At 61.9% G+C, this 12,371-nt stretch carries 15 protein-coding genes; 7 read left to right on the top strand and 8 right to left on the bottom strand.

What is annotated here, in order from left to right; translation table 11 throughout:
* Positions 1-9: 9 nt before the first annotated feature.
* Positions 10-1,041: a zinc-dependent alcohol dehydrogenase family protein gene (locus BDB13_RS12090; RefSeq protein WP_254922792.1), complete on the top strand. Its 1,032-nt coding sequence runs from the start codon at positions 10-12 to the stop codon at positions 1,039-1,041.
* A gap of 181 nt (positions 1,042-1,222) precedes the next feature.
* Positions 1,223-1,588, top strand: coding sequence for an SPW repeat protein (locus BDB13_RS12085; RefSeq protein ID WP_094274866.1), 366 nt, complete (start codon positions 1,223-1,225; stop codon positions 1,586-1,588).
* A gap of 11 nt (positions 1,589-1,599) precedes the next feature.
* On the opposite strand, the gene BDB13_RS12080 is transcribed toward BDB13_RS12085, so the two are convergent.
* Positions 1,600-2,367: a glutamate racemase gene (locus BDB13_RS12080; RefSeq protein WP_094271853.1), complete on the bottom strand. Its 768-nt coding sequence runs from the start codon at positions 2,365-2,367 to the stop codon at positions 1,600-1,602.
* Between the two features lie 42 nt (positions 2,368-2,409).
* Positions 2,410-3,588: an NAD(P)/FAD-dependent oxidoreductase gene (locus tag BDB13_RS12075; protein ID WP_254923017.1), complete on the bottom strand. Its 1,179-nt coding sequence runs from the start codon at positions 3,586-3,588 to the stop codon at positions 2,410-2,412.
* A 184-nt stretch (positions 3,589-3,772) separates the two neighbouring features.
* Between BDB13_RS12075 and BDB13_RS12070 the strand changes: the two genes are divergently transcribed.
* The 5 genes from BDB13_RS12070 to BDB13_RS12050 are packed head-to-tail and all read left to right on the top strand — an operon-like array spanning position 3,773 to position 6,277.
* Positions 3,773-4,237, top strand: coding sequence for an Asp23/Gls24 family envelope stress response protein (locus BDB13_RS12070; RefSeq protein WP_094271852.1), 465 nt, complete (start codon positions 3,773-3,775; stop codon positions 4,235-4,237).
* Entirely contained in the window at positions 4,234-4,566 is a 333-nt protein-coding gene (locus BDB13_RS12065; RefSeq protein ID WP_094271851.1) for an Asp23/Gls24 family envelope stress response protein, read from the top strand. The genes BDB13_RS12070 and BDB13_RS12065 overlap by 4 nt, the downstream gene beginning before the upstream one ends.
* A gap of 1 nt (position 4,567) precedes the next feature.
* Positions 4,568-4,747 (top strand): DUF2273 domain-containing protein, encoded by a 180-nt coding sequence (locus BDB13_RS12060; protein ID WP_094271850.1) that lies wholly within the window; start codon positions 4,568-4,570, stop codon positions 4,745-4,747.
* A complete protein-coding gene (locus BDB13_RS12055) occupies positions 4,734-5,717 on the top strand; it encodes a DUF6286 domain-containing Asp23/Gls24 family envelope stress response protein (protein WP_094271849.1) in 984 nt (327 codons plus the stop codon). The genes BDB13_RS12060 and BDB13_RS12055 overlap by 14 nt, the downstream gene beginning before the upstream one ends.
* Positions 5,714-6,277 carry a hypothetical protein gene (locus tag BDB13_RS12050; RefSeq protein WP_094271848.1) on the top strand — a complete coding sequence of 188 codons (564 nt, stop codon included), beginning with the start codon at positions 5,714-5,716 and terminating at the stop codon, positions 6,275-6,277. Before BDB13_RS12055 ends, BDB13_RS12050 begins: the two co-directional genes overlap by 4 nt.
* Positions 6,278-6,412: 135 nt before the next feature.
* On the opposite strand, the gene tuf is transcribed toward BDB13_RS12050, so the two are convergent.
* The 6 genes from tuf to BDB13_RS12020 all read right to left on the bottom strand — a co-directional run bounded on the left by tuf (position 6,413) and on the right by BDB13_RS12020 (position 12,282).
* Positions 6,413-7,603 (bottom strand): elongation factor Tu, encoded by a 1,191-nt coding sequence (gene tuf, locus BDB13_RS12045; RefSeq protein WP_094271847.1) that lies wholly within the window; start codon positions 7,601-7,603, stop codon positions 6,413-6,415.
* Between the two features lie 133 nt (positions 7,604-7,736).
* Entirely contained in the window at positions 7,737-9,839 is a 2,103-nt protein-coding gene (fusA, locus tag BDB13_RS12040) for an elongation factor G (protein ID WP_094271846.1), read from the bottom strand.
* A 205-nt stretch (positions 9,840-10,044) separates the two neighbouring features.
* Positions 10,045-10,515: a 30S ribosomal protein S7 gene (gene rpsG / locus BDB13_RS12035; RefSeq protein ID WP_003941856.1), complete on the bottom strand. Its 471-nt coding sequence runs from the start codon at positions 10,513-10,515 to the stop codon at positions 10,045-10,047.
* Positions 10,515-10,889 carry a 30S ribosomal protein S12 gene (rpsL, locus tag BDB13_RS12030; RefSeq protein WP_094271845.1) on the bottom strand — a complete coding sequence of 125 codons (375 nt, stop codon included), beginning with the start codon at positions 10,887-10,889 and terminating at the stop codon, positions 10,515-10,517. Before rpsL ends, rpsG begins: the two co-directional genes overlap by 1 nt.
* 365 nt (positions 10,890-11,254) lie before the next feature.
* Positions 11,255-11,779: a DUF3558 domain-containing protein gene (locus BDB13_RS12025; RefSeq protein ID WP_094271844.1), complete on the bottom strand. Its 525-nt coding sequence runs from the start codon at positions 11,777-11,779 to the stop codon at positions 11,255-11,257.
* Positions 11,779-12,282 (bottom strand): DUF3558 domain-containing protein, encoded by a 504-nt coding sequence (locus BDB13_RS12020; RefSeq protein ID WP_094274864.1) that lies wholly within the window; start codon positions 12,280-12,282, stop codon positions 11,779-11,781. The genes BDB13_RS12025 and BDB13_RS12020 overlap by 1 nt, the downstream gene beginning before the upstream one ends.
* Between the last annotated feature and the right edge of the window lie 89 nt (positions 12,283-12,371).

Below are 12,371 nucleotides of genomic sequence, written 5' to 3'. Positions count from 1 at the left end.
CACTAATCAGTGCAATCGAAAGGCCAGGACACCGTGCTCTGCCCAGCGACCTACGTACTCCCACCCGGTGGATTCGAGAACGTGGTCACCCGGGATGTCGAGACACCCGAACCAGGTGCCGGTGAGGTCACGATCGAAGTCCGGGCGAACTCGGTCAACCACCACGACCTCCTCGTCGCCACCGGCGCGATCGCGACCTCCGGGCCGCGAATCCTTCTGTCCGACGCGGCCGGTGAGGTTGTCGCGGTCGGCGAGGGTGAATCACCATTTCGACTCGGCGACCGGGTAATGACTACCTACCTGCCACATTGGCAGGACGGGCGCCCCACGGTGGACGGGTTCGGAAACTCACCCGGCGACGGCGTCGACGGGTACGCCCGCACCCTCGTCACACTGCCTGCCCATACGTTGACCGATATCCCTCGCACCTATTCGTACGCCGAGGCAGCCACACTGCCGACTGCGGGACTGTCCGCGTGGCGGGCACTGTTCTCGTCTTCTCCACTCAAACCCGGTGAAAGTGTCTTGGTCCCCGGCACCAGCACGGTGGCACTCTTCGCCATCCAGATTGCCAAAGCCGCCGGCGCCTACGTCGTTGGAACATCCTCGTCACCGGAGAAGATCGCACGGCTTCTCGACCTCGGTGTCGACGTTGCCCTCAACTATCGAGAAAACTCCCGGTGGGGTCAGGAGGCATTCGGCACCAGTGGTCGCGGCATCGATCACGTACTCGACTTCGGAGGACCGAGCACGCTCGATCAGTCTCTCGCGGCGGTGAAAGTAGGCGGCAGGATCGCCGCATTGGGCATCCTGGCCGGGGCATCCGCGGCTCTCGACATCACACCGCTTCTGACAAAACAAGTCACCATCGAAGGCCTGCTCGTCGGGAGTCGAACGCATCAATGCGAGATGGTGGCGGGGCTCGATACCCTCGCAGTCAAGCCCGTCATCGACTCGACCTACCGGATGGACCAACTCGTCGAGGCTCTGCGCAGTCAGCAGTCAGGTCAGCGTTTCGGCAAGGTAGTTGTCGCTGCGTAGTTCGAACGTTTCCCGGGAAACTCGTGCATTCGACACGGTGATCCATGGTCACAAATCTTGATACAAAGCCTCCCGGCACCCGGATAACTGCAACCCGAATGCAATTGGCGCAGAGTTGATCTCGACCTCGGACAAGCGTGTACTCGAGAGTGACACAAACTTCGTTCGAGGAGGTTTCGCCATGAAGTCGTGGGATCGAATGCAGGACGCCGTAGCCGTCGTACTCGGTGTCTTTGCCGCACTGTCACCCCTGTGGCTTGTCACCACTGACAAGGCAATGTGGTCACTGGTCGTCCTGGGTGTACTCGTAGCACTCTCCGGCCTGGCACACATGGCACGACCGGACATGGCCGTGGCCGACTACGCGATGGGTGTCTTCGGGCTACTGATGTTCATCTCCCCCTGGGTCATGAACTTCCACGCCCTCTCAGGCGCATCTTGGACCGCTTGGATCGTCGGAGTGCTGACCGTCGTGGTGGCGGCGAGCGCGATGCCGGCAATGAGCGCAAGACTGCACCACGGCGATCACGGAGTGGCCGCCCATTAGAAATTGGAGAATCAGGCTCTGATCGCGCCCAGAATCCGTCCAGCGTCGAAAGCTTCGGCGCTGGGCGGCAGGCTGCCCGGCCGGCCGCTCACCAACACCTCGACCGTGCCTGAGCCTGCTGGAATATCGGCGTCGAGAGCATCGATACGACGCAGTGTCTGCCGCGCGACGGCCTCCGCGCTGTCGAACAGCTGCACTCCGGCGGGCAGAGCCGCAACGATCTCATCCCTGAGCAACGGATAGTGAGTGCATCCCAGCACTACGCCTTGCACCCCATCCGGCGTTCGTGCGGCGGCCGACGCGATTGCCGCCAAGGCAGCCGCCCGGTCACCACGGTCTATGGCGTCGGCCAAGCCGTGACAGGCCACCCCCACCACGTCGCTGCCGTTCGCGAACTCGGTAATCAGATCTGCCTGGTACCGACTTGCAGTTGTTGCCGCAGTCGCCCAGATCGCCACCGAATCACACGCAGCCGCTGCCGGTTTGATGGCCGGCACAGTGCCGATAACCGGAATTCCGGGTCCGACCAACTCACGGACGTGGTCGAGTGCTGTCACACTCGCCGTATTGCAGGGCAGGACGATAACCTGCGCACCGCGATCCAGGCTTCGCTGCACCGTGCCGAGAACCCGCTCGATCACCCACTCCGCCGGCTTGGGTCCCCACGGCGCACCGTCGGGATCCAAGGACAGCACGAGGTCCAGTTCGGGACGCAGGCGTCGTAGCCAGGCAGAAGTCGGGAGCAAACCAAGTCCCGAGTCGATGAGCGCAACGATCACCGGACAAATCTAGCGTCCCGAACCGGACGGAGCCTCATCAGCTCACGCCGGTGTTGACTCCAACACATCGGCGATGGGCGTACCCGCGGCGATCTTCATTCGCATCTTCATCACGGCCCCGGCACTGCCGCAACCGACCACGGCGGCCAGTACGCCGTCACGCTCGTAGTAGGCGACGAACTTCTTCCCGTCGTCCTTGATGATGTGGACCTGATCGGTAGGCGCGACAGTACCCAGCGCCTGAATCTTGACGTCGTACTGATCGCTCCAGAAGTACGGAACCTGCGCGGCCGCATTCGGGTCACCGGTCCCGGTCAGCGCGCCGGCGAGGACCTTCGCCTGATCGCCCGCATTGCTCCAGTGCTCGACGCGCTTACGCCGCTCCCCGATGGTCCAGGCCGCTACGTCGCCTACTGCCCACACGTGATCGGCGCTCGTGCGGCCAACCGCGTCACAGAGGACTCCGTTGTCGAGTTCGATACCCGAATCGACAAGCCAATCCGTCACCGGCAGCGAACCCACCCCGATGGCCACCACGTCGACGGCAATTTCGGAACCGTCGGCGAGAACCGCAGTATCGACGGCGCCATCACCGGAGAGCGTCTTCAGGCCGACGCCGACTCGAACATCAATTCCTTCGGCTCGATGCAGGCGCTCGACGAGAGCGCCCACCGTTGTACCCAGCACCGACGCGAGCGGAGTGGGCTGCGGCTCGAGCAGTGTCACCTCGACGCCGTGCGACTTCATGCTCGACGCCAATTCACAACCGATGAACCCGGCGCCGACGATCAACGCACGCTTGCCCGGTGCAAGATCAGCGCGCAACGCCAATGCTTCCTCGATCGAGCGGAGAACGTGGACACCCGACAAGTCAGGCAGACCGCTGATCCGACGCGGTGTCAGGCCGGTCGCGATGACCAACTCGTCGTACGGGAGTTCGGACCCGTCGGCAAAGGCAACCGTCTTCGCTGCCGTGTTCACGGACAGAGCCGGCGAACCCAACTTCAAGTCGATCTTGTTCTCCGTGAAGAACTCTGCCGGACGCAATGTGGTCTCGTCCTTGTCCCCACGAATCACTTCCTTCGACAGCGGCGGCCGGTCGTACGGAAGATGAGTCTCACCCCCGGCCAGCACGATCTCGCCGTCAAAACCTGCGCGGCGCAGCTCCTCCGCGGTCCGAAGCCCCGACAATCCCGCGCCCACGATCACAATCCGAGCCACCACACACCAACCTGTCTGTCCTACGTCACTTCCGACGCACACTATGAGCGTCGACACTTGTTACTCAACACTCTGTCATACCAAATACGGACGTAGGCGTGGTGCACCACGCGTCGATAACAGAAGTCACTACAGTTGACAGGAGACGAGACGCACACACTGAAACTCGAACAGGGAGCCCCGTATGACCAGCGATTCCAGTGAAAAGAACAGCGTCCAATTCGGCGCCCAGGGGCCTGCCGATCTCCACAGCACTCAAGGTAAGACGATCATCGCCGACGCCGTCGTCGCAAAGATTGCCGGCATCGCCACCCGTGAAATCAACGGCGTCTACGACGTCGGTGGTGGTACCGCCCGGGCCGTCGGCGCTCTTCGCGACCGAATCCCGGGAGCTCGGGTCAACCACGCCCAGGGTGTGGCCGTCGAGGTCGGCGAGAAGCAGGCCGCCATCGACATCGGGATCGTCGCCGAGTACGGAGTCGCCCTGCACGAGTTGGCGCTCGGTATCCGTCGCAACGTCATCGCAGCAGTAGAACGGATGACCGGTCTCGAAGTCACCGAGGTCAACATCACCGTCTTCGACGTCATGCTCTTCGGTGAAGCCGAGAACCCGACCATCGAGCCGGAAGCCAAGCCGAGGGTTCAATGACCGATACCGGCCCGGCCTCCATAGATAGTGCTGCCCAGACTGTCGCCGACACCGCGCTCTCCGTTCCCGGTGTCGCCGAACTGCACGGTGGCCAATTCGGCGAAGTCGGAACCTACCTACCGGGCAAACGCATCACCGGCGTCGTACTGGACGAAATATCCTGTGCCGTACACATTTCCGTGAAATACCCCGCCAACGTACTGACCGTCGCCGAGCAGGTCAGGCAGGCGGTCGGACAGGTAGTCGACGTACCGATCACCATCACTGTCGGCGACGTTGTCGTCGATGGTGATGGTGATTCTGCTGAAATTTTCGAAGAAAGGAACTGACGTGAACAGCACTACAGTCGGACTGCTGGTCGGTCTACTCCTCGCACTCGCCGGCATTTTGGGCGGATTCAGTGGATTCGTCTTCGCTGTACTGCTCGGCGCAGCGGGAATGGCCATCGGCGCACATCGCGACGGACACCTCGACCTGGGTGCCATCCTCCGAAGCCGTGGCCGTGGCTGAGCGCTCGAATTCGAGCACGGCACAACCGGATCCCGGCGAACGCGGCTCGCTTGTCATCAAGGATCGCGCGATGTCCAAGATCGCGACGGCAGCGGCGGTCAACGTTCCCGGCGTAGTTCGCCAGACGGGCGGACTCACCAGACTGACCGGACGGGACCTCCCCCGAGCCGACATCGCCATGGGTGCCGACGCCGTAGCCGTCAACCTCTTCATTGCCGTCACCTGGCCGTGCTCGGTTGTAGATCTCACCGGACGAGTCCGCGACGAAGTCGGCCGCAGCGTCGAATCCCTCACCGGATATCCGCTGACGGACATGAACGTCATGATCGCCGCCACTTGTCCGCCGGAAGAATCAACACCGGTCAGCATCGAAGATACTGATACCGAACATGTTTCACAGTGGATTCCACCTCGCGTGCCATCCGCAGCGCCGGCCGCAGCGATATCGGCAGTTGTTGTCGCCTTCGGACTACTCGCCCTAGCCTTCGTAGTTTCCCGTGAATGGTTCATCAACCGAGGCACTTTCGAATCTGCACCGTGGATCCAGAATTCTGTCGAATGGGCATCACGGCTGCACTGGGAACCGTGGCTACTGCCCACGGCAATCGCTGCCGTTGTCGCCGGGGTGGTTCTGATCGCCACAGCCGTCAAACCTCGCGCGAAAACCCATGTAGCACTGGGTAACCCAGCCGCATCGACGGTGTGGATGCGCCCCACCGACATCGCCCGCCTCTGTAGCGGTCACGCAGCCTCCGTCCCCGGAGTTCTACGCGCCCGCACTACCGTCGACCGAAAGCACGCAAAGATCCACGTCGACACTGCCGGCGGCGATCACGACGCCCTGATCACCGCCGTCGAAGCCGCTGTTCAACCGCACCTCGACATCCTGCAACGACCCGTGCAACTGACTGTTCTCGCCCGGGCCGTGCTCACCCGAGAAATGGTCGCTACCCCGAAGGTCGAATCGTGAACCGCTACATAGCAGGACTCGATCGAATAATCGTGCTCGTCATCGGCGTTGCCCTCCTCGCAGCAGGCGGCTACATCATCGCTTGGGACGCCGGCGTGAAATTGATCCGCACGTGGGTCTCTCGTCTGGACCGGCACAGACTCCTCGGAATTCCCGAAGAGGACTGGTGGCATTGGGTCCTCACCGGAACGTTTGTCGTCTGCGTTGTTGTCGGGCTCGGACTGCTGTCCCTGAATCTGCAAAGACGCCGCACCCGCGCCGTAGAGCTCCAACACAACGAATCCGGCACCGACGTCAGTGTCGATCTCGGGCCCGTCGCATCCGGAGTTGCCTCCGAACTCGGACAACTACCCGGCGTTCGAAACACCAAAAGTCGAGCCACCGTCGACCGTGGACTCCCGACACTGTCCATCGTCGTCACCGCGGACCCTGGCATCGACGTCGTGGACTTCACTGCCCGCGCCGAGCGCATCGCGGCTTCGGTACGCCGCAATCTCGACGGTTCAGACATTGCCGTGCAGGTTCTTCTCCACCTCGATCGCGTCGACGCTGTGCAGTAGGAAACACTGTGCAGTAGTGACGCTGTGCGGATTGATCTTCCGCTAGGTCGCCGACATACAAGAAAGGCGCTCACTCCCCGAAGGGAATGAGCGCCTTTCTTTGCGTGCTATGAATCAGCTAGCAAGACAAGAGTCTCACTTGATGATCTTGGCAACCTTGCCGGCGCCGACCGTACGGCCGCCTTCGCGAATTGCGAAGCGCAGGCCCTCGTCCATGGCGACAGGCTGGATGAGCTTGACGGACATCTCGGTGTTGTCACCGGGCATGACCATCTCGGTGCCCTCAGGCAGCGTCACGACGCCCGTAACGTCCGTGGTACGGAAGTAGAACTGCGGGCGGTAGTTGTTGAAGAACGGGGTGTGGCGGCCGCCCTCGTCCTTCGACAGGATGTATGCCTGGCCTTCGAACTCCGTGTGGGGAGTCGTGGTGCCCGGCTTGACAACAACCTGTCCACGCTCGACATCTTCGCGCTTGATGCCACGAACGAGCAGTCCGACGTTGTCGCCGGCCTGGCCCGAGTCGAGCAGCTTGCGGAACATTTCGATGCCCGTGACGGTGGTCTTGGTGGAGGTCTCCTTGATGCCGACGATCTCCACCTCCTCGTTCACGTTGACAACGCCACGCTCGATACGACCGGTGACAACGGTGCCACGGCCGGTGATCGTGAAGACATCCTCGACAGGCATGAGGAAGGGCTTCTCGGTCTCACGAACCGGAGTCGGGATGGACTCGTCGACAGCAGCCATGAGGTCGAGGATGGACTGGGTCCACTTCGGGTCGCCCTCGAGTGCCTTGAGTGCCGAGATCGGGATGACCGGGGCGTCCTCGTCGAATTCCTGAGCGGCCAGCAGTTCGCGGACCTCCATCTCGACGAGCTCGAGGATCTCTTCGTCGTCAACCATGTCGGCCTTGTTCAGGGCGACGAGGATGTACGGAACGCCAACCTGGCGAGCGAGCAGGACATGCTCGCGCGTCTGGGGCATCGGACCATCGGTGGCTGCAACGACGAGAATAGCGCCGTCCATCTGAGCCGCGCCGGTGATCATGTTCTTGATGTAGTCGGCGTGACCCGGTGCATCGACGTGCGCGTAGTGGCGCTTTTCCGTCTGGTACTCAACATGCGAGATGTTGATCGTGATGCCACGAGCCTTTTCCTCGGGAGCCTTGTCGATCTGATCGAAGGCCGAAGCCTCGTTCAGGTCGGGGTAAGCATCCGCAAGCACCTTGGTGATGGCCGCCGTCGTCGTGGTCTTGCCGTGGTCGACGTGACCGATGGTGCCGATGTTCACGTGCGGCTTCGTCCGCTCGAACTTCGCCTTCGCCACTTTGTGTCCTCCTGGACTGATAATTGCTTGCCGTATGCAGCAGTGCGGTTGGTTATTACTTGGTCGTGCTACGTGCCGGAAGAAACCGAAGTTACTTACCGGCGCGGGCTGGGGAGCTCGCAGTACTTACTACTTACTCGCCCGTCGCCTTGGCGATGATTTCCTTCGAGACGTTCGCGGGAACCTCTGCGTAGGAATCGAACACCATGGAGAAGTTCGCACGGCCCTGAGTCCTGGAACGCAGGTCACCGATGTAGCCGAACATCTCCGAGAGCGGAACCAGCGCCTTCACGACACGGGCACCACTGCGTTCCTCCATGGCCTGAATCTGGCCACGGCGGGAGTTAATATCGCCGATCACGTCGCCCATGTACTCCTCGGGCGTTGTGACCTCGACAGCCATGAGGGGCTCGAGAATGACGGGGCCGGCCTTGCGGGCGGCTTCCTTCAGTGCCTGCGAACCGGCAACCTTGAACGCCATTTCCGAGGAGTCGACGTCGTGGTAAGCACCATCGAGCAGCGACATCTTCAGGTTCACGAGCGGGTAGCCGGCGAGAACACCGTACTGCATCGCGTCCTGTGCGCCTGCATCCACGGAGGGGATGTACTCGCGCGGGATACGTCCGCCGGAGACCTTGTTCTCGAACGCGTAGGTAGCACCGTCTTCGCCCACGAAAGGCTCCAGGGCGATGATGACCTTAGCGAACTGGCCCGATCCACCCGTCTGCTTCTTGTGGGTGTAGTCGTGCTTCTCGACCTTCTTGGTGATGGTCTCACGGTAGGCGACCTGCGGCTTGCCCACGTTGGCCTCGACCTTGAACTCGCGACGCATACGGTCGACGAGGATGTCGAGGTGGAGCTCGCCCATGCCGCCGATGACGGTCTGACCGGTCTCGTCGTCGAGTTCGACCGAGAAGGTCGGATCCTCTTCGGCGAGCTTCTGGATCGCGATGCCCAGCTTTTCCTGGTCGGACTTGGTCTTGGGCTCGATGGAGACCTGGATGACCGGCGCCGGGAACGACATCGACTCGAGGACGATGGGGTTTGCCTGGTCGCACAAGGTGTCACCGGTGGTGGTGTCCTTGAGACCGATCATCGCGTAGATGTGGCCTGCGACGGCCTCTTCTACCGGGTTCTCCTTGTTGGCGTGCATCTGGAAGAGCTTTCCGATGCGCTCCTTCTTACCCTTGGTCGCGTTCAGGACCTGCTGGCCCGGATCGAGACGACCGGAGTAAACGCGAACGAAGGTCAGCTTGCCGAAGAACGGGTGCGACGCAATCTTGAAGGCGAGAGCCGAGAACGGCTCGTCCTTGCTCGGCTTACGCGTGATCTCGACTTCTTCGTCACCGAGCTTGTGTCCGATGACCTCGCCGATATCCAGCGGGTTCGGGAGGTAATCGATGACAGCGTCGAGCATGGGCTGAACGCCCTTGTTCTTGAACGCGGAGCCACAGATGACCGGGTACAGCTCGGAAGCGACCGTCATCTTGCGGATGGCGCCCTTGATTTCCTCGACCGTGAGCTCTTCGCCGCCGAAGTACTTCTCCATGAGAGCTTCGTCGGACTCGGCAACGGTTTCGAGCAGCTTCTCGCGGTACTCTGCAGCCTTCTCGACGAGGTCCGCGGGGATCTCTTCGATGGTCGGCAGTGCACCGGTCGGAACAACGCCACGCCAGGTGATGGCACGCATCTCGACGAGGTCTACGACGCCGTCGAAGTCGTCCTCAGCGCCGATGGGCAGCTGGAGAACGAGCGGCTTCGCGCCGAGACGGTCGATGATGGTCTGCACGGTGAAGTAGAAATCCGCGCCCATCTTGTCCATCTTGTTGACGAAGCAGATACGCGGGACGTCGTACTTGGCAGCCTGACGCCAAACCTGCTCGGACTGCGGCTCGACACCCTCTTTACCGTCGAACACAGCAACTGCGCCGTCGAGCACGCGCAGCGACCGCTCCACCTCGACCGTGAAGTCGACGTGGCCGGGGGTATCGATGATGTTGATCTGGTTGTTGTTCCAGAAGCAAGTCACGGCGGCAGACGTGATCGTGATGCCGCGTTCCTTCTCCTGCTCCATCCAGTCCGTCGTCGACGCACCGTCGTGCGTCTCACCGATCTTGTAATTGACACCGGTGTAGAACAGGATGCGCTCGGTGGTGGTGGTTTTGCCGGCATCGATGTGCGCCATGATGCCGATGTTGCGGACCTTGTTCAGGTCAGTCAGCACTTCCTGTGCCACAGGTTTCTTCCCCGCTCGTTGCTTGGTTTTTCGGGTGTCGGCCGTATCCGGTGTGTTCCACCGTCAGGGCCATGGTCTTTCAATTATGTCTCTGCCGAGGCGAACCTGGCCACCTGTATTCGAGAAAACCCGGAACAGGTGATCAGGTCGCCAACGGCGACAGCGTCGGAGCACCCGCCCGATGGCAGTTGCTCCGACGCTTATATCACCAGCGGTAGTGGGCGAATGCCTTGTTGGCTTCGGCCATCTTGTGAGTGTCTTCGCGACGCTTCACAGCTGCACCGAGGCCATTGCTGGCATCGAGGAGCTCGTTGGCGAGACGCTCGACCATGGTCTTCTCACGACGTGCACGCGAGAAGGTGACGAGCCAGCGGAGTGCCAGCGTGGTGGAACGACCGGGACGAACCTCGACCGGCACCTGGTACGTAGCGCCACCGACGCGGCGGCTACGAACCTCGAGTGCGGGCTTGACGTTGTCCAGGGCGCGCTTGAGCGTGACGACCGGATCGGTGCCGGTCTTCTCGCGTGCCTGCTCGAGAGCCTGGTACACGATTCGCTCTGCGGTGGACTTCTTGCCGTCCAGCAGGATCTTGTTGACGAGCTGCGTCACCAACGGGGAACCGTAAACCGGGTCGTTGATGAGGGGGCGCTTCGGAGCGGGGCCCTTACGTGGCATTAGCTCTTCTCCTTCTTGGCGCCGTAGCGGCTGCGTGCCTGCTTGCGACCCTTGACACCCTGGGTGTCGAGGGAGCCGCGGATGATCTTGTAACGGACACCCGGGAGGTCCTTCACACGACCGCCACGGACGAGCACCATGGAGTGCTCCTGAAGGTTGTGACCTTCACCGGGGATGTACGCGGTGACCTCGACCGAAGTCGTCAGGCGAACGCGAGCGACCTTACGGAGCGCGGAGTTCGGCTTCTTGGGAGTGGTGGTGTACACGCGAGTGCACACGCCACGACGCTGCGGGCTGCCCTTAAGAGCTGCCGTCTTGACCTTGCGGGTCTTGTCGCGGCGACCCTTGCGGACCAGCTGGTTGATGGTTGGCATTTACCGGCTTTCTACGTCGGAACAGACTGCTCGAAGCAACCTTGGCTGTTCTGAAATTAGGGATCTAGCAGTTGGAGCAAGAGAGCTGCTGCTCCTCACCCCACCTCTGATTCTGCTGCGCAGCGCCGAAGCACTTTGCACCGCACCCGAGGTCGGGCGTGTCGCATACCCCCACACAGGCAGCCGGATGCTCGTTCATAAGCAGAAACTGCTCGAACGTGCGCACGGCAATACCTCGCTAGGCACACAGGTCGGCCCGGGCATGCCGGACACGACCCATAACGATACCTGCCAGCTTGCTATGTGGTCAAAGTGAGACCGAAGTGATAATGCACTCACAGCAAGGCCGACGACCGCCGGCCGACTCAAATGCTGATGTTGAGGGTCAATTCTCCGAGTTTGGTGGCGGCGGCACATGCGTCCGTTCCACCCGCCGGCTCACGGACCCACCACCCGAACACCCCACCCGCCGGGGCGCCTGCGGTCAGCCCACAACTCTGCGGGTCGGCCGGCTGTCGGACGAGGTATGCCGCACTACCTTTGACGCTGATTTTCTCGACCGCGTATCCGAGGTACTCGAAGGCTGCCAGTTCGTGATCGGCGGTTCCGGTCTCGAACCAGTTGAACGTGACCTTGACCGGACCGGCCGGACTCACTCCGTCCCAACGGCAGATGGCGCCGAAAAATCCGCGCTCGACGGCGTCGGCCCCTACCGCGGATGCAATCTGTGGGTTGGTGACGGCTTCGCACTCCTTCAGGATGTCGGCGAACTGCTGGCTCCCACTCCCCCCGTAGGCACCCTCCGCTTGGGGTTTTCCCGTCACCACGGAACCGCAACCGGTGAGCAGTGCCAGTGAAGCAGCCAACGCCACTGCTACCCGCGCGCGCATCACTGTGCCCTCGAGACGGTGAGTTCCATCAGGTTTCGACCGACAGTGCACGGGTCGGTCGGAGGTGAGCCAAGACCGTAGTTGACCGACCAATGAACAAAATCGCCGCCGAAGGAAATACCCAACTCACAGAGAACACCTTCTCTCGACGCGATAAAGCCCGGATGACCGTCGATAGTGAGGTCGGCTGCGGGTCGCCCGATCAAATCGGAACCGGCACGCTCACGTCCGATGGGACTGCCGCGGTACCAGGAGAAGCTCACACTCGGCCCCAGCGGGCCGGTAACCGTCCACTCACACCCGACACCGTTTCTCGTGACATCGGTAAACGCGCCGACGCCGAAAGCTGCAACTACCTCTTCATCCGTCACCGATCCGCACTGCGCGAACATCGGGCCGGGATCTGTGGGGCTCAGAACGGCTGAAGAGCCTGCATCAGCCTGATCGTCCGAGTTGCCCTCGGTGCCACAGCCACTGACGAGCGCAAGTACTGCAGCTGACATCACCACCGAAGACCCGATCGTGAACACACGTGGCCGGAAGATCGCTCGCGGACTCGCTGTGTGTGTAACCATCGCTCGCGGACTCACTT

The organism is Rhodococcus sp. OK302 (genome assembly GCF_002245895.1).
Classification (GTDB): domain Bacteria; phylum Actinomycetota; class Actinomycetes; order Mycobacteriales; family Mycobacteriaceae; genus Rhodococcus_F.
This window is presented reverse-complemented; position numbering and strand designations above follow the sequence as displayed.

Coding starts and splice junctions, on each gene's coding strand:
- BDB13_RS12085 (WP_094274866.1), top strand. CDS start 1,223: ATGAAGTCGTGGGATCGAATGCAGGACGCCGTAGCCGTCGTACTCGGT.
- BDB13_RS12070 (WP_094271852.1), top strand. CDS start 3,773: ATGACCAGCGATTCCAGTGAAAAGAACAGCGTCCAATTCGGCGCCCAG.
- BDB13_RS12065 (WP_094271851.1), top strand. CDS start 4,234: ATGACCGATACCGGCCCGGCCTCCATAGATAGTGCTGCCCAGACTGTC.
- rpsG (WP_003941856.1), bottom strand. CDS start 10,515: ATGCCACGTAAGGGCCCCGCTCCGAAGCGCCCCCTCATCAACGACCCG.
- rpsL (WP_094271845.1), bottom strand. CDS start 10,889: ATGCCAACCATCAACCAGCTGGTCCGCAAGGGTCGCCGCGACAAGACC.
- BDB13_RS12025 (WP_094271844.1), bottom strand. CDS start 11,779: ATGCGCGCGCGGGTAGCAGTGGCGTTGGCTGCTTCACTGGCACTGCTC.
- BDB13_RS12020 (WP_094274864.1), bottom strand. CDS start 12,282: ATGTCAGCTGCAGTACTTGCGCTCGTCAGTGGCTGTGGCACCGAGGGC.